24 protein-coding genes are annotated in these 24408 nt (G+C 64.1%); 13 read left to right on the top strand and 11 right to left on the bottom strand.

Features of this window, described 5'->3' with window-relative positions; translation table 11 throughout:
* Positions 1-19: 19 nt before the first annotated feature.
* Positions 20-229 (bottom strand): SlyX family protein, encoded by a 210-nt coding sequence (locus tag A3AU_RS0133095; RefSeq protein WP_027056666.1) that lies wholly within the window; start codon positions 227-229, stop codon positions 20-22.
* A gap of 226 nt (positions 230-455) precedes the next feature.
* On the opposite strand from A3AU_RS0133095, the gene A3AU_RS0133085 reads away from it, so the two are divergent.
* The 6 genes from A3AU_RS0133085 (at position 456) to deoA (ending at position 6831) form a co-directional block, all read left to right on the top strand.
* A complete protein-coding gene (locus tag A3AU_RS0133085) occupies positions 456-1988 on the top strand; it encodes an ABC transporter ATP-binding protein (RefSeq protein WP_027056665.1) in 1533 nt (510 codons plus the stop codon).
* Positions 1985-3124, top strand: a complete 1140-nt coding sequence (locus A3AU_RS0133080; protein WP_027056664.1) for an ABC transporter permease — start codon at positions 1985-1987, stop codon at positions 3122-3124. Before A3AU_RS0133085 ends, A3AU_RS0133080 begins: the two co-directional genes overlap by 4 nt.
* Before the next feature lies 1 nt (position 3125).
* The gene (locus A3AU_RS0133075) at positions 3126-4196 is read left to right on the top strand and encodes an ABC transporter permease (RefSeq protein ID WP_027056663.1); all 1071 of its coding nucleotides are present in this window, start codon (positions 3126-3128) and stop codon (positions 4194-4196) included.
* A 65-nt stretch (positions 4197-4261) separates the two neighbouring features.
* A complete protein-coding gene (gene cdd / locus A3AU_RS0133070) occupies positions 4262-4654 on the top strand; it encodes a cytidine deaminase (RefSeq protein ID WP_027056662.1) in 393 nt (130 codons plus the stop codon).
* A 48-nt stretch (positions 4655-4702) separates the two neighbouring features.
* On the top strand, positions 4703-5512 hold the full coding sequence (locus A3AU_RS0133065; RefSeq protein ID WP_027056661.1) for a purine-nucleoside phosphorylase: 810 nt from the start codon (positions 4703-4705) through the stop codon (positions 5510-5512).
* Positions 5512-6831, top strand: a complete 1320-nt coding sequence (gene deoA / locus A3AU_RS0133060; RefSeq protein WP_027056660.1) for a thymidine phosphorylase — start codon at positions 5512-5514, stop codon at positions 6829-6831. Before A3AU_RS0133065 ends, deoA begins: the two co-directional genes overlap by 1 nt.
* Positions 6832-6887: 56 nt before the next feature.
* On the opposite strand, the gene A3AU_RS0133055 is transcribed toward deoA, so the two are convergent.
* From A3AU_RS0133055 to A3AU_RS0133045, 3 genes are all read right to left on the bottom strand, one after another.
* Positions 6888-7451, bottom strand: a complete 564-nt coding sequence (locus A3AU_RS0133055) for a TIGR02281 family clan AA aspartic protease (protein ID WP_027056659.1) — start codon at positions 7449-7451, stop codon at positions 6888-6890.
* Between the two features lie 95 nt (positions 7452-7546).
* Complete coding sequence (gene upp / locus A3AU_RS0133050) at positions 7547-8176, bottom strand: uracil phosphoribosyltransferase (RefSeq protein ID WP_027056658.1); 630 nt, start codon at positions 8174-8176, stop codon at positions 7547-7549.
* 162 nt (positions 8177-8338) lie between these two features.
* Positions 8339-9313: an adenosine deaminase gene (locus A3AU_RS0133045; RefSeq protein WP_027056657.1), complete on the bottom strand. Its 975-nt coding sequence runs from the start codon at positions 9311-9313 to the stop codon at positions 8339-8341.
* 134 nt (positions 9314-9447) lie between these two features.
* Between A3AU_RS0133045 and ubiE the strand changes: the two genes are divergently transcribed.
* The 3 genes from ubiE to coaBC all read left to right on the top strand — a co-directional run bounded on the left by ubiE (position 9448) and on the right by coaBC (position 13423).
* Positions 9448-10224, top strand: coding sequence for a bifunctional demethylmenaquinone methyltransferase/2-methoxy-6-polyprenyl-1,4-benzoquinol methylase UbiE (ubiE, locus tag A3AU_RS0133040; RefSeq protein ID WP_027056656.1), 777 nt, complete (start codon positions 9448-9450; stop codon positions 10222-10224).
* Between the two features lie 67 nt (positions 10225-10291).
* The gene (gene ubiB, locus A3AU_RS0133035) at positions 10292-11866 is read left to right on the top strand and encodes a 2-polyprenylphenol 6-hydroxylase (RefSeq protein ID WP_027056655.1); all 1575 of its coding nucleotides are present in this window, start codon (positions 10292-10294) and stop codon (positions 11864-11866) included.
* Positions 11867-11953: 87 nt separating this feature from the next.
* On the top strand, positions 11954-13423 hold the full coding sequence (coaBC, locus tag A3AU_RS0133030) for a bifunctional phosphopantothenoylcysteine decarboxylase/phosphopantothenate--cysteine ligase CoaBC (protein WP_027056654.1): 1470 nt from the start codon (positions 11954-11956) through the stop codon (positions 13421-13423).
* Between the two features lie 47 nt (positions 13424-13470).
* Here the strand turns inward: coaBC and A3AU_RS0133025 are convergent, their stop codons facing one another.
* Positions 13471-14052, bottom strand: coding sequence for an invasion associated locus B family protein (locus tag A3AU_RS0133025; RefSeq protein ID WP_027056653.1), 582 nt, complete (start codon positions 14050-14052; stop codon positions 13471-13473).
* A 36-nt stretch (positions 14053-14088) separates the two neighbouring features.
* Complete coding sequence (locus tag A3AU_RS1000000139425; protein WP_154674719.1) at positions 14089-14424, bottom strand: hypothetical protein; 336 nt, start codon at positions 14422-14424, stop codon at positions 14089-14091.
* Here A3AU_RS1000000139425 and A3AU_RS0133015 point away from each other — a divergent pair.
* Both A3AU_RS0133015 and A3AU_RS0133010 read left to right on the top strand, forming a co-directional pair.
* Positions 14395-14796 carry a hypothetical protein gene (locus tag A3AU_RS0133015; protein WP_418001093.1) on the top strand — a complete coding sequence of 134 codons (402 nt, stop codon included), beginning with the start codon at positions 14395-14397 and terminating at the stop codon, positions 14794-14796. The genes A3AU_RS1000000139425 and A3AU_RS0133015 overlap by 30 nt on opposite strands.
* Before the next feature lie 127 nt (positions 14797-14923).
* A complete protein-coding gene (locus tag A3AU_RS0133010; protein ID WP_027056651.1) occupies positions 14924-15400 on the top strand; it encodes an NUDIX hydrolase in 477 nt (158 codons plus the stop codon).
* 64 nt (positions 15401-15464) lie between these two features.
* Here the strand turns inward: A3AU_RS0133010 and A3AU_RS0133005 are convergent, their stop codons facing one another.
* The 5 genes from A3AU_RS0133005 to A3AU_RS0132985 form a co-directional block, all read right to left on the bottom strand.
* On the bottom strand, positions 15465-16316 hold the full coding sequence (locus A3AU_RS0133005) for a citryl-CoA lyase (protein ID WP_027056650.1): 852 nt from the start codon (positions 16314-16316) through the stop codon (positions 15465-15467).
* Positions 16313-17497, bottom strand: a complete 1185-nt coding sequence (locus A3AU_RS0133000; RefSeq protein ID WP_027056649.1) for a CaiB/BaiF CoA transferase family protein — start codon at positions 17495-17497, stop codon at positions 16313-16315. Before A3AU_RS0133000 ends, A3AU_RS0133005 begins: the two co-directional genes overlap by 4 nt.
* Positions 17498-17512: 15 nt before the next feature.
* The gene (locus tag A3AU_RS0132995; RefSeq protein WP_027056648.1) at positions 17513-19036 is read right to left on the bottom strand and encodes a tripartite tricarboxylate transporter permease; all 1524 of its coding nucleotides are present in this window, start codon (positions 19034-19036) and stop codon (positions 17513-17515) included.
* Between the two features lie 4 nt (positions 19037-19040).
* Positions 19041-19577: a tripartite tricarboxylate transporter TctB family protein gene (locus A3AU_RS0132990; protein ID WP_027056647.1), complete on the bottom strand. Its 537-nt coding sequence runs from the start codon at positions 19575-19577 to the stop codon at positions 19041-19043.
* Positions 19578-19710: 133 nt separating this feature from the next.
* Entirely contained in the window at positions 19711-20688 is a 978-nt protein-coding gene (locus A3AU_RS0132985; protein WP_027056646.1) for a Bug family tripartite tricarboxylate transporter substrate binding protein, read from the bottom strand.
* A 185-nt stretch (positions 20689-20873) separates the two neighbouring features.
* Between A3AU_RS0132985 and A3AU_RS0132980 the strand changes: the two genes are divergently transcribed.
* On the top strand, positions 20874-21632 hold the full coding sequence (locus A3AU_RS0132980) for an IclR family transcriptional regulator (RefSeq protein ID WP_027056645.1): 759 nt from the start codon (positions 20874-20876) through the stop codon (positions 21630-21632).
* Between the two features lie 279 nt (positions 21633-21911).
* Positions 21912-24398 (top strand): EAL domain-containing protein, encoded by a 2487-nt coding sequence (locus tag A3AU_RS01000000136695; RefSeq protein WP_032918609.1) that lies wholly within the window; start codon positions 21912-21914, stop codon positions 24396-24398.
* The last annotated feature ends 10 nt before the right edge of the window (positions 24399-24408 follow it).

Raw genomic sequence — 24408 nt, 5'->3', positions numbered from 1 at the left:
GGCTTGCGCCTCCCCTTCTTCACCAGTGCGGCGGCTTGGTTACGGGCACGTCGGGTGCTGCCTGTTCTTCCAGCGCAAGGAAGCGGTCGGTCAGCGCATCGAGCTTGCGTTGCATGCGTTCGACCACTTTCCACTGCTCGGCGATCTGCCCCGACAGTTCCTCGATGGTCTTTTCCTGCTCGGCGGCGCGGATTTCCAACGTCGTCAGCCGGTCGGCGGGCATGGTCATTCGCAACCCCAGATGTTGCACCACAAAGTCTTGCGTCGTGGTGCCAAATTTCGACTTCGTCATATTAGCGAATATGACGCGGGCGGACACGTTGGAAATTGACAAGCGCACCGGGATTTGCCGAGAGTGGATGCTGCTCAATGCCGCTCAGGCCAATTGGCATGGGCGGAGCGTCATGCTAGGCATTTTGACCAAGCGATAAAAAAATAAGAGTGGGACTGGCTGCATGGCGCAAGCCGCAATCGAACTGATCGGCATCAACAAGAGTTTTGGCGCCGTGCGCGCCAACCGCGACATCAATCTGGAGATCGCGCGCGGCACCATCCACGGCATCGTCGGCGAAAACGGCGCCGGCAAATCGACGCTGATGTCGATCCTCTATGGCTTCTACCAGGCCGACAGCGGCGAGATCCGCGTCGGCGGCAACCCGGCGTCGATCAAGACGCCCAACGATGCCATCGCGCTCGGCATCGGCATGGTGCACCAGCATTTCATGCTGGTCGACAATTTCTCCGTGCTGGAAAACATCATCCTCGGCGCGGAAAGCGATGCGCTGTTGAAGCGCAGTATTGCCAAGGCTCGCTCCGAGCTGGAGCGTCTGGAGCGCGAATACGGGCTCGATGTCGATCCCGACGCCATCATCGAGGAACTGCCGGTCGGCCTGCAGCAGCGTGTCGAAATTCTCAAGGCGCTCTATCGCGGCGCCGAGATCCTGATCCTCGACGAGCCGACGGGCGTGCTGACGCCGGCCGAGGCCGACCACCTCTTCCGCATCCTCAAGCAGTTGAAGGACCAGGGCAAGACCGTGGTGCTGATCACCCATAAGCTGCGTGAGATCATGGCCATCACCGATACCGTCTCGGTCATGCGCCAGGGCACGATGGTGGCGACCAGGGAGACGAGGAAAACCACCGTCGAGGAACTGGCCGAACTGATGGTCGGACGCCGCGTCCTGTTGAGGGTCGAGAAGGGCGAAGCCGAAGCCGGTGCCGTCAAGCTCGCGGTCAAGAACCTGACGGTGAAGGATTCGCGCGGCGTCACCATGGTCGACGACATCTCCTTCGACGTGCGCGGCGGCGAGATCGTCGGCATTGCCGGGGTCGCCGGTAACGGACAATCCGAACTGCTCGAAGCGATTTCCGGCATCAGGCGCGCCGTTTCCGGCTCGGTCATGCTGGACGGCAAGCCGATCGACCTGACCGGGGCCGCCGATCCCGGCGAATTGCGCGACCGTGGGCTGGCCCACGTGCCGGAGGACCGCCATCATGTCGGGCTGGTGCTGGCCTTCGAGGAGAACGAGAATTCCATTCTCGGCTATCATGACGACCCGCGTTACCTCAGGGGGCCGTTCCTCAACGTCGATGCCATCATGGCCGACGCCAGGGACAAGATCGAGAAATACGATATCCGTCCCGGCAATCCGCGCCTGAAGACCGCCAACTTCTCCGGCGGCAACCAGCAGAAGATCGTACTGGCGCGGGAGATCGAACAGGATCCAGGCGTGCTGATCGTCGGCCAGCCGACGCGCGGCGTCGATGTCGGCGCCATCGAATTCATCCACAAGCGCCTCATCGCCATGCGCGACCAGGGCAAGGCGGTGCTGGTGGTTTCGGTCGAGCTCGACGAGATCCGTTCCCTCTCCGACCGCATCCTGGTGATGTTTGCCGGCCGCATCGTCGGCGAGCGCGGCCCGGAGGCAACCGAAGGCGAGCTTGGCCTGCTGATGGCGGGCGTCGAGCGCCAGGAGGCTGCCGCATGAGCACGCCTTACGCAAAACTGCCGGCCTGGGCCGACTATGGGCTGATTCCGCTGATCAACCTCTCAGTGGCTTTCATCGTCGCCGGCTTCGTCGTGCTTCTGGTTGGCGAAAATCCGTTCCGCGCCGCCGTCATCCTGGTCGAGGGCGCTTTCGGTAAGGGAACGGGCATCGCCTTCACCCTTTTCTATGCCACCACCTTCATCTTCACCGGACTTTCAGTGGCGGTGGCGGCGCATTGCGGCCTGTTCAACATCGGCACCGAGGGGCAGGCCTATATTGCCGGCCTCGGCATCGCCATCGTCTGCCTCTCCTTCGACAGCGTGCTGCCGTGGTGGCTGACCTTCCCGCTGGCCATCGTTGCTTCGGCCGCCGTTGGCGCGCTTTGGGCGCTGATCCCCGCCTATCTCCAGGCCAAGCGCGGTTCGCACATCGTCATCACCACCATCATGTTCAACTTCATCGCCGCTTCGATCATGGTCTATCTGCTGGTCGGAGCGTTGAAGCCGGCAGGATCGCAAGCCCCGCAAACCCGGAACTTCCTCGCCGGGGCCGAGTTGCCGAAACTGAACTGGATCATCGAGCTGTTTGGGGCCAAGATTCGCTCTGCGCCGCTCAACGTCACCTTCCTGCTGGCGCTCGCCATGGCATTCCTGGTCTGGTTGCTGATCTGGCGCACCAAGCTCGGCTACGAGATGCGCACCTACGGCCACAGCCCGAAGGCCGCGCGCTATGCCGGCATCTCGGAAACCCGCATCATCATCACCGCAATGATGATCTCGGGCGCGCTGGCCGGCATGATGGCGCTCAATCCGGTGATGGGCGACCAGCACAATGTCGCGATCGACTTCGTCTCCGGCGCCGGCTTCGTCGGCATCGCGGTCGCCTTAATGGGGCGCCTGCACCCGGTCGGCATCGTGCTGGCGGCGATCCTGTTCGGTATGCTCTACCAGGGCGGCGCCGAACTCGCCTTCGAGATGCCGGCGATTTCCCGCGACATGATCGTCATCATTCAAGGCTTGGTGATCCTGTTCGCCGGCGCGCTCGAACACATGTTCCGGCCTTACATCCAGGCGCTGTTCGCCTCGTTCAGCCCGCGGTCGGTCGGCATGGAAGCGGTCAAGGGAAAGGGCGCCTGAGATGGATTTCGTCAACGCCATCGTCCAGGTCCTGGACTCCACTATCCGCCTTTCGGTGCCGCTGCTGCTCGCCTGCCTTGCTGGGCTCTTTTCCGAGCGTTCCGGCATCTTCGATATCGGGCTCGAAGGCAAGATGCTGGTCGGTGCCTTCGCCGGCGCCGCCGCGGCCTCGGTCTTCCACTCCGCCTTTATCGGCCTTGGCATGGCCATCCTGATCTCGGTCGCCTTCGCCATGGTGCACGGCTTCGCCTCGATCACCCATCGCGGCAACCAGATCGTTTCGGGCGTGGCGATCAATTTCATCGCCGCCGGCTCGACCATCATTCTGGGCCAGGCCTGGTTCCAGCAGGGCGGGCGCACCCCGGCCTTGCAGCCAGGCGAACGGTTTGAATCGATAACGGCGTATGTGATCTCGAACTTCCTTTCCACATACAGCTTCAGCACCGCGAGCTTCGCCGATTTTCTCGCCTCGATACGCGGGCTCATTCTTTACCTGCCGGCGCTGCTGATCGATGCGCTGGCACGGATTCCCGGCTTCGGCCCGATTTTTGCCGAGCTCGTGCTCGGTCATTCGATTTTGGTCTACTTCGCCTTCGCGATGGTGCCGTTCACCTGGTGGGTGCTGTTCCGCACCCGCTTCGGCCTGCGGCTGCGCGCCGTCGGCGAGAACCCGGCAGCCGTCGACACCGCCGGCATCTCGGTCGCCTGGCTGCGCTATCGGGCGCTGATCTGCACCGGCATCCTCACCGGCGTCGCCGGCGCCTACCTGTCGATGGTGCAGAATGGCGGCTTCGTGAAGGACATGACCGCGGGCAAGGGCTATATCGCGCTGGCCGCGCTGATCTTTGCCAAGTGGAAGCCTGTCAACGCCATGTTCGCTTGCCTGCTGTTCGGCTTCCTCGACGCGGCTTCGATCCGCCTGCAAGGCTCGCCGCTGCCCATTGTTGGCAAGGTGTCGGCACAATTCATGCAGGCCCTGCCCTATGTCCTTACCGTCGTCCTGCTCGCTGGCTTCATCGGCAAGGCGATCCCGCCGCGCGCCGGCGGCGTGCCATACGTCAAGGAACGCTGAGGACCGATGCCTCGGCGCGAAGGACGCGCCGGGTTTTGGACATGATCATCGGAGAGAACAACTGAATGTCGCATGATCTGTTCGAAGCGGCCAAGGCCGCCATGGCCAAGGCCTATGCGCCCTACTCGAAATTTCCGGTAGGCGCCGCCTTGCGCACCGAGGACGGCCGCGTCTTCACCGGCGCCAACATCGAGGTCGCCTCCTATCCGGAGGGCTGGTGCGCCGAGACGACAGCGCTTGGCCACTACATCATGGCCGGCGGCGGCAAGATCGTGGAAATCGCGGTCCTAGCCGAACGCATGGCCAAATGCTCGCCCTGCGGCGGCTGCCGCCAGCGGCTGGCCGAGTTCTGCCGGCCGGACACGAAACTCTATCTCTGCGACAACACGGGCGTGGCCGAGACCGTGACCATGGGCGAGATGCTGCCCTACGGTTTTCGTGGCGACATCCTCAAATGAAGAATCGGCTCAAAATCAAGTATTGGCTCAAATGACCGGCTGGCTGCAATGACCCAGAAGACCGTGGACCATCTGATCGAGAGGCTGGACGGTCTGGCGCCGTCGACCGCAATGGTGCTCGGCTCGGGGCTCGGCGTCCTCGTCGACCGGATCGAGAACCCGATCCGTGTCCCCTATGCCGACCTGCCCGGTTTTCCGAGCAGCGGCGTCAGCGGCCATGCCGGCGAAGTGGTGGCGGGACTGTTTGCCGGCACGCCGGTGCTGATGCTTTCCGGCCGCGCGCATTACTATGAGCACGGTAACGCCGCGGCGATGCGGCCGGTGCTGGAAGTGCTTGCCGGCATCGGCATTACCAAACTGATCCTCACCAATGCCGCCGGCTCGGTCGATCCGGAGATGCCGCCGGGCTCGATAATGCTGCTCACCGACCACATCAATTTCTCCGGCAGCAATCCGCTGATCGGCGAGCCGAGCGACCGCCGCTTCGTCGGCCTGACCGAAGCCTATGATGCCGGTATCCGCAAGGCGATCGAGCATGCGGCGAAGGCGACCGGCACCGCGCTGCACAAGGGCGTCTATATGTGGTTTTCCGGCCCGTGTTTCGAAACGCCGGCTGAAATCCGCATGGCGCGCATCATGGGCGCCAATGCGGTGGGTATGTCGACGGTGCCGGAAGTCATTCTCGCCAGATTCCTTGGCCTGCGCGTCGCCGCCTGCTCGGTGATCACCAATTTGGCGGCCGGCATGACCGGAGCCGAGCTTTCGCACCAGGAGACCAAGGATATGGCGCCGGTCGGCGGCTCGCGGCTGGCGACGGTGCTGCAGCGTGTGTTCCGCGACGGGCTGCTGGAGAGCTGATGCTTCCGCAGGAAATCATCCGTCACAAACGCGACGGCCACAGGCTCTCGGCTGGTGAAATCGCCGCTTTCATAGACGGCGTGACCTCGGGTGCCGTCACCGACGGCCAGGCCGCGGCCTTTGCCATGGCGGTGTTCTTCAACGGCATGAACCGCGACGAGGCCGTCGCGCTGACGCTGGCCATGCGCGATTCCGGCGACGTGCTCGACTGGTCGGACCTGCCCGGTCCGGTCACCGACAAGCATTCCACGGGCGGTGTCGGCGACAACGTCTCGCTGATGCTGGCGCCGATCGTCGCCGCCTGTGGCGCCTATGTGCCGATGATCTCCGGCCGTGGCCTTGGCCATACCGGCGGCACGCTGGATAAGATGGACGCTATCCCCGGCTATGCCAGCCAGCCCGATGTCACGCTGTTTCGCCGCGCTGTGCTAGAATCGGGCTGCGCCATCATCGGCCAGACCGCCGATCTGGCGCCCGCCGATCGCCGGCTCTATGCCATCCGCGACGTCACCGGCACCGTGGAATCGGTGCCGCTGATCACCGCCTCGATCCTGTCGAAGAAACTGGCCGCCGGCCTGGGCTCGCTGGTGCTCGACGTCAAGGTTGGCAATGGCGCCTTCATGGAGAAGTCGCGCGACGCCACCGCGCTCGCCAACAGCCTGGTCGAGGTCGCCAGCGGCGCCGGGCTGAAAGTCTCGGCGCTGATCACCGGCATGAACGAGCCGCTGGCCTCGGCGGCCGGCAATGCCGTCGAGGTGCGCAACGCCGTCGATTTCCTCACCGGCCGTCTGCGCGACCGGCGGCTGGAGGATGTGACGCTGGCGCTGGCCGCCGAAATGCTGCAGTCGGCCGGGCTGGTGTCGTCAAATCAGGATGGCATGCGGCGCGCCACGGAGACGCTGGCCAGCGGCCGCGCCGCCGCCACCTTCGCCCGCATGGTGGCGGTGCTTGGCGGCCCCGTGGACTTTATCGAAAAGCCGGAAAAATACTTGCCCGAAGCGGCAACGGAATTCGCGGTCAAGGCAACGACCGGCGGCTTCGTCACCGGCATCGCCACCCGCGACATCGGCCTTGCGGTGGTTGCTCTGGGCGGCGGCCGCACCCGGCCCGACGACAAAATCGATCCCACGGTCGGCATCACAAGGCTGATACCGATAGGCGCGGAAGTACACGTCGGAGATGCTCTGGCGCTGATCCACGCCCGCTCGCCTTCCGACGCCGAAGCGGCGGCCGACGCTGTGCTCTCGGCCTATGCTGTCGGTGCTTCGAAACCACCGGCGGATAAAGCCGTGATCCGGCGGATCCTGCCGCGCGGTTAAAGCAATTCCAGGAAAAGTGTGAAACGGTTTTCCGCCCGGAATTGCGGAAAACAGAGCTACTGGACAAGCAGCAGCGTGCCGTCCTCGGCCTGGTACTTGCTGAGCCGTTTAAGAAAACTCATGCCGATCAGGTTGGTCTGCAAGGCCTTGTCGTCGAGCACGATGGCCTGCACGTCATCGACGACAACGCTACCGACCTGAAGGCGATTGATCATCACCACGGCCGCTTTGATCGTACCGTTGGCGGTGCTGACCTCGTGGCTGAAATCCGACGGATTGAGCGACAGCCCGATCCGACGCGCCGTTGACGTGTTGACGGCAACCAGGGTGGCACCGGTATCGATCATGCCGTCAACCTGGCGGCCGTTGAGCCTGAAGATCGACGTGAAGTGCCCGCGGGCGTCCGCATTGATGATCACCTTGCGGCCAGTCGCAAGCGGCGCCACCGGCTTGTCTGGAACCGATGCAAGGTTGATCTTCGGTTGCTGCCCGGCATCGGGCTTGGCAATCGTTGCCGATTTCAGCAGGTTTTCGAAGATCTGCGGATTTGACTGATAGACGACAGGGATCCACGCCGATGTGCCGGCGAAAACGCTGAGGATTAGAAGTTTGCGGAGCATGGACCGGCCTTTGTGACGGCCGATCCTTAAGCCCTGATGGTGTTTGCCGCTTTAACGCCCGCCGAAACCACGGCGTTGCGTAAACGTTTGGTAAATTATTTCGTCCCGTACATGCGGTCGCCGGCGTCGCCGAGGCCGGGCATGATGTAGCCCTTCTCGTTGAGCTGACGGTCGATGGAAGCGGTGAAGACCGGCACGTCCGGATGCGCCTTGGTGAAGCGCTCGATGCCTTCGGGCGCAGCCAGAAGGCAGAGGAACCGGATGTGGGTGGCGCCGCGCCCCTTCAGCTTGTCGATCGCCGCGATCGCCGAATTGGCGGTCGCCAGCATCGGATCGACGACGATCACCAGACGGTCGGCAAGATCGCTCGGCGCCTTGAAGAAATATTCGACCGCCTCCAGCGTCTCGTGATCGCGGTAGAGGCCGATATGGGCGACGCGCGCCGCCGGCACCAGGTCGAGCAGGCCTTCGAGCAGGCCGTTGCCGGCGCGCAGCACCGAGGCGAAGACCAGTTTCTTGCCCTCCAGCGTCGGCGCTTCCATGGTCTCGATCGGCGTTTCGATCGTCGTCGTCGTCAGTTCGAGATTGCGGGTGACCTCGTAGCCGAGCAGCAGCGATATCTCTCGCAAGAGCCGCCTGAAGCCGGCCGTCGAAGTCTCCTTCTTGCGCATGATGGTCAGCTTGTGCTGGACAAGCGGGTGGTCGACGACGGTGACGCCCTTCATGATGGTCTCCTGATGCGTGTCGCCCGAACCGCGCGCATGGATCCCCGGGGACATGTCGCGCTTCAGGCTGCCTGGGCGAACCCTAACGACAATGGGCCGGCCAAGGAACCGCTTGGCCGCCACCGACCACAGCTTTGTCGCCAGAAATCGTCGGTGAAGAAATCAGCGCGCCGCGCCGTTCAGCCGGGCGAGAAGTGCCGTCTTGGTCTTACGATCGACGAAACCGGCCTCGATGGCCGTCCGGGTGACCGTCGCGAGCGCTTTCTCATTCATCGAGAAATGCTCCGCCGCGATGTCGTATTCGCGCTTCAGCGACGTCCAGAAATAGGGCGGATCGTCGGAGTTGAGCGTCACCTTACAGCCGGCGGCCCGCAAGGCCGGGAACGGATGGTCGGCGAAACTGTCGAAGACCTTGAGCGCGATGTTGGAGCCGGGGCAGCATTCCAGCACCACGCCCTCGTCGGCGATGCGCCGGACAAGGTCCGGATTTTCGATGGCACGCACGCCGTGGCCGATGCGCGAGGGACGGATATAGTCAAGCGCTGCCTGGACAGTCTCCCAACCCGTCAGCTCGCCAGCATGGATGGTGATGCCAAGCCCCGCCTCGCGCGCGATCTCGAAGGCCCTGACATAGTCTTCCATTTCGCCCATGCGTTCATCGCCCGCGACCCCGAAGCCGGTGACCAGAGGATGCCCGCAGCGTGCCGCGAAACGCGCCGCCTTCTCGATCGACTCGACGCCGGCATGGCGCACGCCGGTGACGATCATGCGACCCTCTATGCCGGTCTTGGCCTTGGCGCGCAGCATACCTTCGCCGAGCGCGTCGGTGTAGGCCTTGGGCGACAGGCCGGCTTTCGTCGCATGGTCCGGCGAGGTGAAGACCTCGGAATAGATGGCCCCGTCGCGGGCCAGGCTGGTCAGATAATGATCGGCGAGGCGCGCATAATCCTCCTCGGTGCGGAACAGATCGGCGGAAAAATCATAAGCCGCCAGGAAGGAGGTGAAATCGCGCCAGACAAACGAACCGTTCTGGATATAGGGCGAGGTGTCCTTGCCGTATTTCTGCGCCTGGCGGATGACGAGTTCTGGCGCCGCTGCCCCTTCAATGTGGCAGTGCAATTCCGCTTTCAAAGGCATTCAAACATCCCGTCGGTCAGTCCAGGTCTTGAAAACCCACCACCTGGAAGCGCGGCTGAACACCGCGCCTTAAACAATAGCGCCCACAGCATCGATCGGCTATGGTCCCGCCGGTTTTATGACGGATCAAAAAAATGTCAGTTGAGAGAACCACGGCCGCGGGCGGCATGGAAACCTCTTATGGTTTCAAGCGTGTAGGGGAAGGCGAGAAGCAGTCCCTGGTCAACGACGTTTTCCACAAGGTCGCCAACCGCTACGACCTGATGAACGACCTGATGTCGGGTGGCCTGCACCGGCTGTGGAAGGACGCCATGGTGACATGGCTCAATCCGCCGAAGCGGGCGGGCTGGAAAGTCCTGGACGTGGCCGGCGGCACCGGCGACATCGCCTTCCGCATCGTCGACGCCAGCCATGGCAACGCGCACGCCACCGTGCTCGACATCAACGGCTCGATGCTCGCTGTCGGCCGCGACCGGGCCGAGAAGAAGGGCCTGTCCGGCAACATCGATTTCGTCGAGGCCAATGCCGAGGAATTGCCTTTCACTGATGCCACATTCGACGCCTACACTATCGCTTTCGGCATCCGCAACGTACCGCATATCCATCTCGCGCTCAGCGAAGCGTTCCGCGTGCTGAAGCCCGGCGGGCGGTTCCTGTGCCTGGAATTTTCCGAGGTCGAGATGCCGTTGCTCGACAAGGTCTATGAGGCCTGGTCGTTCAACGCCATTCCCAGGATCGGCAAGATGGTCACCGGCGACGGCGAGCCCTACTCCTATCTGGTCGAATCGATCGCCAAATTCCCCAACCAGGCAAACTTTGCGTCCATGATCACTCATGCGGGCTTCGACCGCGTTTCCTTCCGCAACTATTCCGGCGGCATCGCCGCGCTTCATTCGGGCTGGAAGCTTTGAGGCTGCAGCGCATTTCCCATCCCCGATATGGCTCGCACCGGTCGCAAAGACCGGCCTGGGCGCGGCCATGAGCAGCGTCGGCGCTGGTTTCAGGCTCGCACGGGCCGGCTGGGTGCTGGTGCGCGAGGGCGTCATCGCCGCTCTGCCGGGCGAGGAATTGTCCGGCCTGCCGAAATTCGGCTGGCGGCTGGCGCGTCTGTTCACCCGCCGCCGCGCGCTGGCCTATGAGCGCAGCGACCGGCTGGCCAAGGCTGTGGTGCGGCTCGGGCCCTCCTACGTCAAGCTCGGCCAGTTCCTGGCGACGCGGCCTGATGTCGTCGGCAACGACATGGCGCTCGATCTCGCCATGCTGCAGGACAAGATGCACACCTTCCCGAGGGCCGAGGCAGTCGCGGCCATCGAAGCCTCGCTCGGGCGCAAGGTGGCCGATCTCTACGCTGAATTCGGCGACCCGGTCGCCGCCGCCTCCATCGCCCAGGTCCATGCCGCCGACACCATCCATGACGGCGCCGCCACCAAGGTCGCGGTCAAGGTCATCCGGCCCGGCGTGCGCCGCCGCTTCTTCCAGGATCTCGAAAGCTATTTCCTCGCCGCCCGCCTGCAGGAGAAGTACATCCCGTCGTCGCGCCGGCTGCGGCCCGTCGAGGTGACCGAGACGCTGGCGCAGACCACCAAGATCGAGATGGACCTGCGCCTCGAGGCGGCGGCGCTCTCTGAACTCGGTGAAAATACCAGGGACGATCCCGGCTTTCGCGTGCCATCCGTCGACTGGGAGCGCACCGGCCGTGACGTGCTGACCATGGAATGGGTCGACGGCGTCAAGATGAACAACATCGCCGGGCTTGAAGCCGCCGGCCACGATCTGAAGGCGATCGCCGCCAATCTCATCCAGTCGTTCCTGCGTCATACGCTGCGCGACGGCTTCTTCCACGCCGACATGCATCCCGGCAATCTGTTCGTCGAGGCCAACGGCACCATCGTCGCCGTCGATCTCGGCATTGCCGGACGGCTCGGCAAGAAGGAGCGCCGCTTCCTCGCCGAAATCCTCTACGGCTTCATCACCCGCGACTATCTGCGCGTCGCCGAAGTGCATTTCGAGGCCGGCTACGTGCCGCGCCAACATAATGTCGCGGCCTTCGCGCAGGCGATCCGCGCCATTGGCGAGCCGATCCACGGCCAGCCGGCCGAAACCATTTCCATGGCCAAGCTGCTGACGCTGCTGTTCGAAGTGACCGAACTCTTCGACATGGCGACAAGGCCGGAACTGATCCTGCTGCAGAAGACCATGGTGGTGGTCGAGGGCGTGGCGCGTACGCTCGACCCCGCCTTCAACATGTGGAAGACGGCCGAACCGGTGGTCGGCGGCTGGATCGCTGGAAACCTTGGCCCGCGCGGCATGATGATCGATGCGCGCGACGGCGCCAAGGCGCTGCTGACGCTCGCCCGCCAGGCGCCTGAGCTTGCCGCGCGGACCGACCGGCTGTCGCGCGAGATCGACCTGATGGCCGAGCACGGCCTGCGCTTCGACGAAAGCACCGCTCGCGCCATCGGCAAGGCCGAAGCCCGCTACAGCCGCTCCGGCCGCGTGGCGTTGTGGGTGATCGCGCTGACGTTGATTTATATCGCGTGGAAGCTTCTTTAGCCCAATCGCGGCGAACTCCCACAACTTGCCGTTGTTTGATTGCATTGCTATCATTGCTGCTGGACAAGATGAGTTGAGTGCAATCAAATGGCGAGCATCACGATCCGAAACCTTGACGATGAGGTCAAGGAGTTGCTGCGCCGATTGGCTGCCGAAAACGACCGCTCGATGGAAGAGCAGGCGCGGGTCATGCTGCGGGCCGCTGTCGACGGCCAGATCGCGCCCGGCCGAATCGATCAGATCGAAAGGACCTTGCGCGAACTCACCAGCGCGCAGGGTGCGGCCAACCCAGCGGCTGTCCTCGCAGGCAAGACCATTGCGCGCGGCGCACTGTCTGGCAAGCGCATCTTGCTCGTCATCGGCGGGGGCATCGCCGCCTACAAGGCGCTCGACTTGATCCGCCGGCTGCGCGAGCGCGAAGCTTCGGTGCGGGTGGTGATGACGCCGGCGGCACAGGAATTCATCACCCCTCTGACCGCCGGCGCGCTGTCGGCCGACCATGTTTTCACCGAATTGTTCGACCGCAATGACGAGCACGATGTCGGCCATATCAGGCTGTCGCGTGAGGCCGACCTTTTGGTGGTGGCGCCCGCCACTGCCGACCTGATGGCCAAGCTCGCCAACGGCCACGCCAACGATCTGGCCTCGACCGTGCTTCTGGCCACCGACAAGCCGGTACTGATGGCACCTGCCATGAACCCGAGGATGTGGGCGCACGCCGCCACCCGCCGCAACCGTGCGACACTGGGCAAGGACGGCATCGCCTTCATCGGCCCGGCCAGAGGCGAGATGGCCGAGAGCCATGAGGCTGGCGAAGGCCGCATGGCGGAACCGCTGGAGATCGTCGCCGCGGTCGAGGCGCTGCTCGATACGGGCCCCAAGCCGCTTGCGGGCCGAAAGATCATCGTCACCTCCGGCCCGACGCATGAGCCGATCGACCCGGTGCGTTATATCGCCAACCGTTCGTCCGGCAAGCAGGGCCATGCCATCGCGGCAGCCCTTGCCAGGCTTGGTGCCGATGTGCGCCTGGTCTCCGGTCCGGTGGGCATTGCCGACCCCGCCGGCGTGACGACCATCCATGTCGAGCGCGCGCGCGAGATGCGCGATGCGGTCGAACAGCTGCTGCCCGCCGACGCCGCGGTGTTCGTCGCCGCCGTCGCCGACTGGCGCAGCGAGAATTCAGCCGGTGAAAAGATCAAGAAGGTAGCGGGCGAAGGTCCGCCGGTGCTGCGCATGGTGGAGAACCCCGACATCCTTGCCGGGGTCGGCCATCACAGCCAGCGACCCGGCCTGGTCGTCGGTTTCGCCGCCGAAACGCAGGATCTCCTGAGCAATGCGGAGGCCAAGCTCAGGAAGAAAGGCGCCGATTTCATCGTCGCCAACGACGTGTCGCACGAGAGCGGCATCGGCCCCTCAGGCGTCATGGGCGGTGATCGCAACCGGGTGCGGATCGTGTCCAAGGCCGGCGTCGACGAATGGCCCGAAATGACCAAGGACGAGGTGGCAACGCGGCTTGCCGCTCTCATCGCCGAGCGGTTGAAAACAACAGTCGTTTGAAAAGCGCTGGCGGTGGACAGACCACCACCAGCATCCCGCAGGCTGCGTCAGTTGGACAAAAGCTCCGCCGTGCGGGCAAGCGCCCCGCCGAAACCGTTGAGCGGAATGGAGAAGCTCACGGCCTGCCCGGTATCCGCCGCGAAGGCGTCGATCTTGAGCGTGGTGCCGTTCTTGAGCAGCGGCGTCACATTGGCATCGAACGCCACCGGCACCAGACAGCCGACCACCTGGCAGGTGTTGAACGCCAGGCTGCCGTCGAGTTTCTGGTCATCGATGGTCAGCGTGACGCCCTTGGCCAGCGCCAGGCCGAACGGCAGGGCAAGGGTGCCGGTCGCATCGTCACCGGTCTTGCTCGACAGTTCGATCGCCAGCAGACGCTGGTTGTTTTGCTTGTTGAATTGCTGGTGCGACAGGCTGCAGACCTTGTTCGTGCCCGATATCTGGCAATTGACCGTCCAGTCGCCATGCGTCTCGGACAAGGCCGATGCACCGCCGGGCAGCGTTGGCGCGTCGGCGGCGGGAGCCGGTGCCGCAGTCACCTTGTCGCCCTTGGTCTGCGCGGCCACGGCCGGCAGACCGGCAATGCAGGCCGCACCAAGCACCGCAACGAAATACGCGTATTTCCTCATCAAGACTTCTCCCGCCCGGCTCCGTCCCGAACCAGCCTAGAAACTGACCTTGAGAGACGCGCTGACTGCATTCTGTTTGACCGTTTGCCCGAAGGCGCCGTTATACCTGACGGACGTGCCGACGCCGTTGACGCCATTCAATTCGAGGCCGGCTCCGACGCGATAGAGCGGCGAATCGACCGCCTCCGTCAAGTGCAATGCGGGGTTGCCGGGCAAATTCTCCGCAGCCGCGAAGCGACCTTCGATCTCCCACTCCTTGTTGGAGAACCCACCCCCGCCTTTCCGTAGATGCGAATGCTGGCGACGTCGCTGAGCCGCAAACCGGAAGGACGCGGCGGAGGCATGATCGACTTCAAGCCGGGTGTCGACCATGGCATCGCCGGACAAACGCCCTATATATCGATAATGAACAGGATTTTTCGCGGGAATGACCGGATGTTTGCGCGGCGACCATCGATGAAACTCGCATCGGCGATGCTGGCCGCGACGATTGTGGCCGGGTTTGCGCTGCCTGCCTCTGCACAGGTGCTCAATTCCACCACCAACCGCAACGTGCTGATCCAGCGGAACGACCTGCAAATCCTGCAGAACCAGATTCAGCGGCAGCAATTTCAGCAGCAGCAACAGCAGTATCGTGCCCAGGACCGCGTGATCGTCCAGCCGCCGCCGCCGGTGGTGCCGCAGGTCAGGCCGACCTGCCAGACGCAGATAATCGGCACCACCGCCGTGAGCACCTGCCGCTGACAGGCGAGCTCCTGCTTTTATTTAGCCGACTTACGTGATAGGGGCGTTCGGGTACCCGTGCGGCAGTTTGGGTTTTGCAAAGGCGCCGCATCACGCTATGGGGCACTGCACGACTGGATTTTTACGCATGGCAGCCACCAGGAAAAAGGCCGTACGCCGAGCCAAGAAGGGCGAACGAATCCGCCAGGTGGCGGCTATCCCCTTTCGGCTGAACGCCGATGGCGGCATCGAGGTGATGCTGGTCACCTCACGGACGACGCAGCGCTTCATCGTCCCCAAGGGATGGCCGATGAAAGGCAAGAGCGGCCGCAAGGCAGCCGCCATCGAGGCGATGGAAGAAGCCGGCGTGCTCGGCAAGACCCTGAAGGAGCCCGCGGGCACCTATTCCTATTGGAAGCGACTGACCAACCGCTTTGTCCGCGTCGACGTGATCGTCTATCTGCTCGACGTGACGGAAGAGCTTGTCAACTGGCAGGAAGCCAAGCGGCGCCAGCGGGCCTGGCTCGCGCCGGCCGACGCCGCAATGCTCATCGACGAGCCCGATCTCTCGACGCTGGTGGCGACCTTGCAGCTGCCCGAACTGGCGCCGCAGGGCCAGGCGTAAGCAATTCCAGGAAAGCCGATAGTGCTTCCCCCAGGAATTGCGCCAGGGCAAATAACTCCGTGCTTCATTCGCCAGCGTCGTCCTCTCCCGGAAACGGCCTCGGCGGCGTGCCAGTATAGGCCCACAGCCATTCGCGTGGCAGCGGCCCCTTGTTGCGCTCGCTCTGCTGCGATTGTTCCCAGGCATGCGCCAGGATGCCGACGGAACGCGACAGCACGAAGAGCCCGCGCGTCAGCGGTGGCGGAAAGCCGAGTTCGCCATAGATGACGGCCGTGGCGCCATCGATATTGAGCGGGATTTTTCTGCCTTTACGCCGCGCGACATCGGCCTCGATCGCCTCGGCGATATCGGCGAACCGGCCACTAACCACGCCCCGCGCGGCAAAGGCGCGGGTCAGTTCGAGCAGCCGCAGTGCGCGCGGATCGATCGGGTGAAAGCGGTGGCCGAGCCCCGGCACATAATCCTTTTCGCCGACAAAGAACCGGTCGAGCCGTGCCGAGACCGCCCCGTCGAGCGTCGCCCCGCCATCGATCGCCACGGCGATATCGCCATAGAACGACAGCGCCTGTTCGCCGGCGCCGCCATGCACGTCGCCGAGCACGTTGATGGCCGAGGCCATGGCGCTGTTGATGCCAACGCCGCAGGTCACAGCCATGCGCGCAATGGCGATTGACGGCGCCTGCGGTCCGTGGTCGACGGCGGCACCCAGCGCGATGCCGAGCAAGGAGGCCTGGTCCTCGCTGGGCAATTCGCCACGCAGCGTCAGCCAGACGACTGCCGGGAAGCTGGCGCGACCGATCAGGTCCTGGATTTCATAGCCGCGCAGCCGGATGATGCCGGGGCTCATCTCGATGATTGCGGTCTGCCACCATTCCTCGCCCAGTTCACGGCCTGACTTCTTCTCCGCGCCGCTCATGCCCGTGCTCCGGCCTTGGCACGCGGCGGCAGACCGGCGAAAATCTCGTCCATATGCGCGTTGAGCGCTGGTGGCGGCTTCGTCGGCAAAGGCGCCTCACCATCGACCATGAAGCCTCCACGCAGCACGGTCAGCGGCGTATCCATCCCGGCAACATCGTCAAAATTCGCTGTCAGCTGACGTTCCAGCACTTGCGGCTCGGCCAGCACTTGCGGGATCGTCAGCACCCTGCCCGCCGGCACGCCGGCACGATTGAGCGTCTCTTCCCAGGCAGCCGCCGGCGCGGCCCTCAGGGCGTCCTCGATCTCGACCTTCAGCGCCGCACGGTTCTTCTTGCGCGTCTCGCGCTCTGCGAAGCGAGGATCGGACGCCAGTTCCGGCCGCCCGATCAGCCGGCAAAGCGTCACGAACTGCTCCTGCTTGTTGGCGGCGATGTTGAGCAGCCCATCGCCGGTACGAAAGGCGCCGGAGGGCGCCGCCGTCATGTTCTCATTGCCCATCGGCTTGGGATCGAGCCCTGCCGTCAGATAGTTCGACACCGGCCAGCCAAGCGCCGAAAGCGTGCATTCGAGCATCGACACGTCGAGGAAGGCGCCCTCGCCCGATGTCTTCTGCCTGACCAGCGCCGATGCGATAGCGAAGGCGCCGACCAGCCCGCCCAGCGTGTCGGCGACCGGATAACCCACGCGCAGCGGCGCCGTTTCCGGCGTGCCGGTGATGCTCATGATGCCGGAAAGACCCTGGATGATCTGGTCATAGGCGGGATTGTCGCGCATCGGCCCGGTCTGGCCGAAACCCGATATCGCACAATAGACGAGACCGGGGCGGACCGCCTTCAGCTCGATATAGCCGAGGCCGAGCCGATCCATCACGCCGGGTCGGAAATTCTCCACCAGGGCATCGGCACTGGCGACAAGGTCGAGGAAGCGCTCGCGATCGGCTGCCGTCTTCAGGTCGAGCGTGACAGATCGTTTGCCGGCGTTCTGTGCCAGGAAGGAGGCGCCCATGCCAGCCTGGTTGAGCTTTGGCGAACCGCCGAGCTGGCGCGCCAAGTCGCCGCCTTGCGGCGCCTCGACCTTGATCACGTCAGCACCCAGCAGCGCCAGTTGATAGGCGCAATAAGGCCCGGCCAGAACATTGGTCAGATCGAGCACGCGGATACCGGAAAGCAGGTCGGTCATATCTTCTCAAATCGGTCAGGCATCGCCCGGCACATGCTCTGTTCCGCGCCGCCGGCGATGTTCGATGAAGGCCCAGATATGCGGTCCGACAAGGCCGATGAAGGCGAGCGTCAGCAGCGTCAGCGACAGCGGATGCTTGTAGAACACCGACCAATCGCCATTCGAGATGGTCATTGCCCGGCGGAACTGGGTTTCGGCGAGCGGTCCCAGGATCATGCCGATGATGACGGGCGCGGTCGGGAAATCGAAACGCCGCATCAGGAAGCCGGCCGCTCCCAGGAGATAAAGGATGACCAGGTCTATCGGCGATTGCGAGATGCCATAAGTGCCGACGGTCGCGAACACCAGGATGCCGGCATAGAGATGCGGCGCCGGGATCTTCAGCAGCCGCACCCACAGTCCGATCAATGGCAGGTTGAGGACGACGAGGATGACGTTGGCGATGAACAGGCTGGCGATCAGCCCCCAGACCAGATTGGCCTGCGTCGTCAGAAGCAGCGGTCCCGGGTTGATGCCATAGCTCTGGAACGCCGACAGCATGATCGCCGCCGTTGCCGAGGTCGGCAGGCCGAGCGTCAGCATCGGCACCAGCACGCCGGCGGCGGACGCATTGTTGGCGGCCTCGGGACCCGCAACGCCCTCGATGGCGCCGACCGTGCCGAACTCCTGCTTGTGCTTCGACAGTTTCTTTTCGACGGCGTAGGACAGGAAGGTCGGGATTTCGGCGCCGCCGGCCGGCATGGCGCCGATCGGGAAGCCGATCGCCGCACCGCGCAACCAGGCCTTCCACGAGCGGCCCCATTCGGCCGCTGTCATATAGAGCGAACCCTTGAGCGGTACGATCTCGTCCTTGCCGGCATAGCGGCGCGAGGCCATGTAAATCGTCTCGCCGACGGCGAACAGCCCGACGGCGGCGATGATGACGTCGACGCCGTCGAGCAGTTCGGTCGAGCCGAAGGTGAAGCGCGGCTGGCCGGTCTGCAGGTCGACGCCGATCATGCCGATGACGAAGCCGGCAAACAGGCTGGTGAGCCCGCGTACCGACGATGAGCCGAGCACGGCCGACACCGTGATGAAGGCCAGCACCATCAGCGAGAAATATTCGGCCGGGCCGAAGGCCAGCGCGAACTTGACCACCACCGGCGCCAGGAAGGCGACGCCCAGCGTGCCCAGCGTGCCGGCGACGAAGGAGCCGATCGCCGAGGTGGCGAGGGCCGCGCCGCCACGCCCGGACCGCGCCATCTTGTTGCCTTCCAGGGCGGTGACGATGGTGGCGCTTTCGCCTGGCGTGTTGAGCAGGATCGATGTCGTCGAGCCGCCATACATGGCACCGTAATAGATGCCGGCGAACAGGATGAAGGAGGCTTCCGGCGCCACCTGGTAGGTGATCGGCAGAAGCAGCGCGATGGTCAGTGCCGGCCCGAGGCCGGGCAACACGCCGATGGCGGTGCCGAGCGTGGTGCCGAGCAGGCACCACATCAGGTTCATCGGCGTGAAAGCGACCGAAAATCCGTGGGCGAGATGGCCAAGCGTTTCCATGGCATCAACCTCCCAGCGCGCCGATGATCGTATCGATCGCCGCGTTCAGCTGGTTCTCGATGAAACCGGCGCCGATGTTGACGCCGAGCGCCCTGGCGAAGCCGAAATAGGCCGCCAGCGCCAGGATTAGGCCGGTGAGTGCGTCACGCAGCGTATGCCTGCTGCCGAAGCCGTAGCAGACGAGAACGAACATGATGACCGATGCCGCGGTGAAGCCGAGTGGCCGGATGAGCAGCAAATTGGCCAGAAGGCCGATGATGACGAAACCCATCGCCTTCCAGTCGGTCGGCGTCTCCTTTTCCTCCTCGGGCTGCCAGCCGCCGCGAAACGCCGCGAGGATGAGCAGCAGCGAGAGCACCGCCAGGCCGACCATGGTGAGATAGGGGAAGACGGTCGGGCCGACCTTGGAATAGAGCGGCGACACCGGGATCGCCAGCGTCTGCCAGGCCACGGCACCGGCACAGGCGAGAAGGCCGATGCCAACAAGCAATTCCGGCACGGCAAGTCGTGATGGCGCCGCCGGCTGGTTGATGGTGCTCATGAATGTCCTCCCAAGACAGCCGGCATCCGCCGCCGGCTTCACGTACCTTCACGCGTTGACTGACCGCACTCGCTCCTGCGATCGGCTCGATCGGAAAACTGAGGGACGGCTCGCGCCGCCCCCTTGGCGAAAATCAGGCGAGGCCGAGATCCTTGAGGATGGCTTCGATGCGTGCCGAATCCTCGGCGACGAATTTCGCATAGTCGTCGCCGGTGAGGAGGATGGATGTCCAGTTGCGGTTCTTGCATTCGGTCGCCCAGGCATCGCTCTTGGCCATGGCCTCGACCATCGTGATCATCGCCGCCTTGTCCGCGTCGGACACGCCGGGAGGCGCGAAAACCCCGCGCCAGTTGAACAGTTCTACATCAATGCCGGCTTCCTTCAGCGTCGGCGCATCGATGCCGTCCTGGCGCTTGTCGGCCGAAATGGCCAGCAGCCTGAGCGCGCCGGCCTTGACCTGTTCGGAGAATTCGCCAAAGCCGGAGATGCCGGCCGCCACCTGATTGCCGAGAAGCGCCGACAGGGCCTCGCCGCCACCGGCGAACGGCACATAGGAAAGATTGGCCGCCGGAACGCCGACCGTCTTGGCGATCAGGCCAAACAGGATGTGATCGGAGCCGCCGGCCGAACCACCGGCGACGGGAACCTTCGTCGGATCGGCCTTGAGCGCGGCGACGAAATCGGCGGCGGTCTTGAATGGCGATTCCGCCGGCACCACCAGGGCCTCGAATTCCCCGGTGAGACGGGCGATCGGCGTCACCTGCGTCAGATTGTTGGCGGCCTTGTTGGCGATGATGGCGCCAACCATGACCATGCCGCCGACCATCAGCGAATTGCCCTTGCCGTTCCACTGGCTGATGAACTGCGGCAGCCCGACCGTGCCGCCGGCACCGCCGACATTGGTGATCTGCGAGCCGGAGATCAGCTTCTCTGAGCGCAGCACCTGATCCATCGTGCGCCCTGTCTGATCCCAGCCGCCACCGGGAGCGGCCGGCACGAAAATCTGGATCTGCGGTGCGCCTTCGGCGAAAGCGGGCGTGTGATGAAGTCCTGCAAGGCCGGCAGCGCTTGCCGCCGCCGTGCTCATCAAAAATCTGCGTCTGTTCAGCATGGGATTCCTCCAGATCACGACACCTCCCCCGGTGCCTGCCAAACGCGCCTGCATTCACAGACCCGTGATCGAGTTCAAGCAGATGTTACCGAGTTCTGTCAACGGGAACGATATTCTGCTGGACAGAACACTTTGGTGGCGCGACAGAGTGGCTCCGCTCGGGTTTCACCGAACTGGGAACCGCAATGGACTTGCCAGACAGATCGACTGATGTGGAAAACCGGCTCGCGTCGGCCGAAGGTGTTGCGGCCCTGGATCGGGCGATCGCCATCCTCGATGCCTTCACCACGGCTGACCGTTCGCTCAGCCTGGCCGAACTCGCCGCCCGCACCGGCCTCTACAAGAGCACGATCCTGCGGCTGGCGAACTCATTGCTGCGCGGGCAACTGCTCGAACGCCTGGACGACGGGCGCTACCGCGTCGGGCCGGCTGCATTCCGGTTGGGCGCGCTCTATCAGCGTTCGGTCGTGGCGGTCGACATCCTGCTGCCGATCATGCGCGACCTCTCCGAGCGAAGTTGGGAAAGCGTTGCCTTCTATGTCCGTTCAGGCGATGTCCGCACCTGTCTATACCGCGTCGAATCCAAACATCCGATCCGCTACACCATTCGCGAGGGCGACGTCTTGCCCTTGCTTGTCGGTTCGGGCGGACGCGTGCTTGCGGCGTTTTCCGGCCAGCCCGGTGAACCCTACGAGACCATCCGAAAAAACTGCCACTGCCTTGCCGTCGGCGATCGCGACCCCGACACGGCGGGCGTCTCGGCGCCGGTATTCGGACCGGGACACATCCTGCTCGGTGCGTTGACGCTGGCTGGCCCGAGCACGCGCGTCGATGCCGCCTTCCTTCAACGCATGAAACGTCCGTTGCTCGAGGCGGCGGCCCGCGCCACCCGCGCCTTCGGCGAGGATGCCTCCCTGCTGGAACAGGCAAGTCTTGCCGCGTAGGCTCAGCCCAGCCCGCGTTGTTACGGGCCGGTAAAAGACCGATACGCTTCGAATACAAACTGATTCAACTTCAAGCATTCACTTGACGTTGCGTAATATTCGGCTGCGCCAGCAAGAAAAGTCGTCTTAGAAAACGAAACCATTTATTTGCTGTTAAGCCCCTCATGATACCCGGTTTGTTGTCGCCATCGAGCGACATGTGGGGAAGAAAATCGTCTCAACCGGCGGATGAAACGGTCGGACAGACGCTGACAGGATCATGGCACGTCCATGAAGTCTATGAAGCTGTCATCGATAGACGCCAGCCCCCGTCTTCTCGGGCTCGTCTGGCCGTTCATCGCCGTCGTCCTGATCCAGGCGCTGGTCGCCAGCCTCAGCCTCTACACGCTTTCGGCGGTTCGCGCCTATGTCGGCGGCGAAAGCCATTGGTCCAAGGGACAAAAGCACGCCATCTATTTCCTCAGCCTTTACGCGGACACCGGCAATGATCAATTCTTCGGCGAATATCGCCAAGCGATCGCCGTTCCGTTGGCCGACCGCTCGGCCCGCCTGGCGCTCGAGCAGCCCACCCCCGATGCAGAGGCAGCGCGCGCGGGCTTTCTGCAGGGCAGAAATCATCCGGACGACGTCGCCGGGCTGATCTGGCTGTTCCAGAATTTCCGGAATTTCAGCTATCTCGACACAGCCATCCGGGACTGGGCGGCGGCCGATACGATGATCCTCGCCATCCAGCGGCTCGGCGACACGATGCATGCGACGCTGGTGAAGGGGCCGGCGTCGGCGGCCGAGATCAGCGCCTGGAAGGCGGAAATCCATCGGCTCGACCGTCAGGTCACGCCATTGTCCAAGGCCTTCTCGGACAGTCTGGGCGAGGGATCGCGCTTCATCCGGAGGCTCACCTTTGCCAATCTCGTCACCGCCGCCTCGTTGATCCTTCTTGCCGTTTGGCGCACGCGCAAGCTCTTGGCGCAACGGCAGGCCTTCCAGCTGGCGCTCAATGCCGAGCGCGAGCGCGCCCAGGTCACACTTGCTTCGATCGGCCAGGCCGTTATCAGCACCGGCCGTGACGGGCGGCTGGACTACATGAACGCGGTTGCCGAAAAACTGCTAGCCTGCCCGTTCGGCACCGCCAGGGGCAGACCGATCGCATCGCTGTTTCGTCTCGTCGACAAGGACACCAGTGTAGAGGAAACGCAGCTGATTGAGCGTCTCCTGGCCGGCGAAGCGCGCCGTTCCAGCGCCCGTCCGCAATTGCTGCAGCGGCCAGACGGGTCCGTCGTTCCCGTCGCGCTGACCGGCGCGCCGCTGCTCGTTGCCGGTGAGGTCGTCGGCGCCGTGCTCGCCTTCCACGACATGACGCGCGAAGAGGACTATATTGAGCGGCTCTCATGGCAGGCCTCGCATGATGCGTTGACCGGGCTCGCCAACCGGCGCGATTTCGAAAGCCGGCTGGAAAGGGCGATCGTCGATTTGCAGGGCCAGCCCCGGCAGCACGCTTTGATGTATCTCGATCTCGATCAGTTCAAGCTGGTCAACGATACGTGTGGCCATGCCGCGGGCGACCAGTTGCTGCGCCAGATCTCGGCACTGCTGACCCACGAATTGCGGCCGGGCGACGTGCTGGCGCGTCTGGGCGGCGACGAGTTCGGCGTGCTGCTGGTCGATTGTGAAGCCGATGATGCGGCCGACATCGCCGAACGGCTGCGCGCGGGCGTGCAGGACCTGCATTTCGCCTGGGACGGCAGGCCATTCAACACCAGCGTCAGCATCGGCATGGTTGAGATCGCCAACGCGCAGGTGACGATCGAGGAGACACTGCGGGCCGCCGATGTCGCCTGCTACATGGCCAAGGAGAAGGGCCGAAACCGCGTCCAGATCCACAGCGACGGCGACGTGGCCTTGCGAGAGCGTTTCGGCGAGATGACGTGGGTACAGCGCCTGCACGCCGCCTTGGAGCAAAACCGCTTCAGGCTGCATGCCCAGGAAATCCGGCCGCTCAACGACGACGTCGCCGAGGCGGGCGCGCATATCGAGATCCTGTTGCGGCTGACCGACGAGGACGGCAGCTTCGTCACCCCGCAGAGCTTCATTCCGGCTGCCGAGCGCTACGGCCTGATGCCGTCGATCGACCGCTGGGTGGTGCGCAACACCTTCCGCATCCTGGCCGCCCGGCAGGCGGATCCGGGCACGCCGCCGATCGCCACATGCGCCATTAATCTTTCCGGCGCGACCTTCGGCGACGAGACTTTCCTCGGCTTCCTGCTGGAGCAATTCCTCGTCCACCGCATTTCGCCTGCCATGATCTGCCTGGAGATCACCGAAACCAGCGCCATCGCCAATCTCACCAACGCCATGCGCTTCATCGCCGATCTGCGCGGGCTTGGCTGCCGTTTCGCGCTCGACGATTTCGGCTCCGGCATGTCGTCCTTCGCCTATTTGAAGCATCTGCCGGTCGACTACCTCAAGATCGACGGCAGCTTCGTCAAGGACATGCTGGACGACCGCATCGACCGCGCCATGGTCGAGATGATCCACCACATCGGCAAGGTCATGGGCAAGCGCACCATCGCCGAATTCGTCGAAAGCGACGGCATCGCCGCCGCGCTGAAGGCGATTGGCGTCGACTATGCCCAGGGCTATGGGATCGCCAGGCCGAAACCATTCGATGCTTCGATGGTGCTGCTTGGCCGCGGCGTCACGCCAGCCGCCGGGAGCGCCGATCCATGGGCCGACGTGGCGCGGAAGCTGCGCCGCAAGGCCGGCTAGCCCGGGAACC

Source organism: Mesorhizobium erdmanii USDA 3471, from assembly GCF_000472705.1.
In the GTDB taxonomy this organism is placed as follows: domain Bacteria; phylum Pseudomonadota; class Alphaproteobacteria; order Rhizobiales; family Rhizobiaceae; genus Mesorhizobium; species Mesorhizobium erdmanii.
This window is presented reverse-complemented; position numbering and strand designations above follow the sequence as displayed.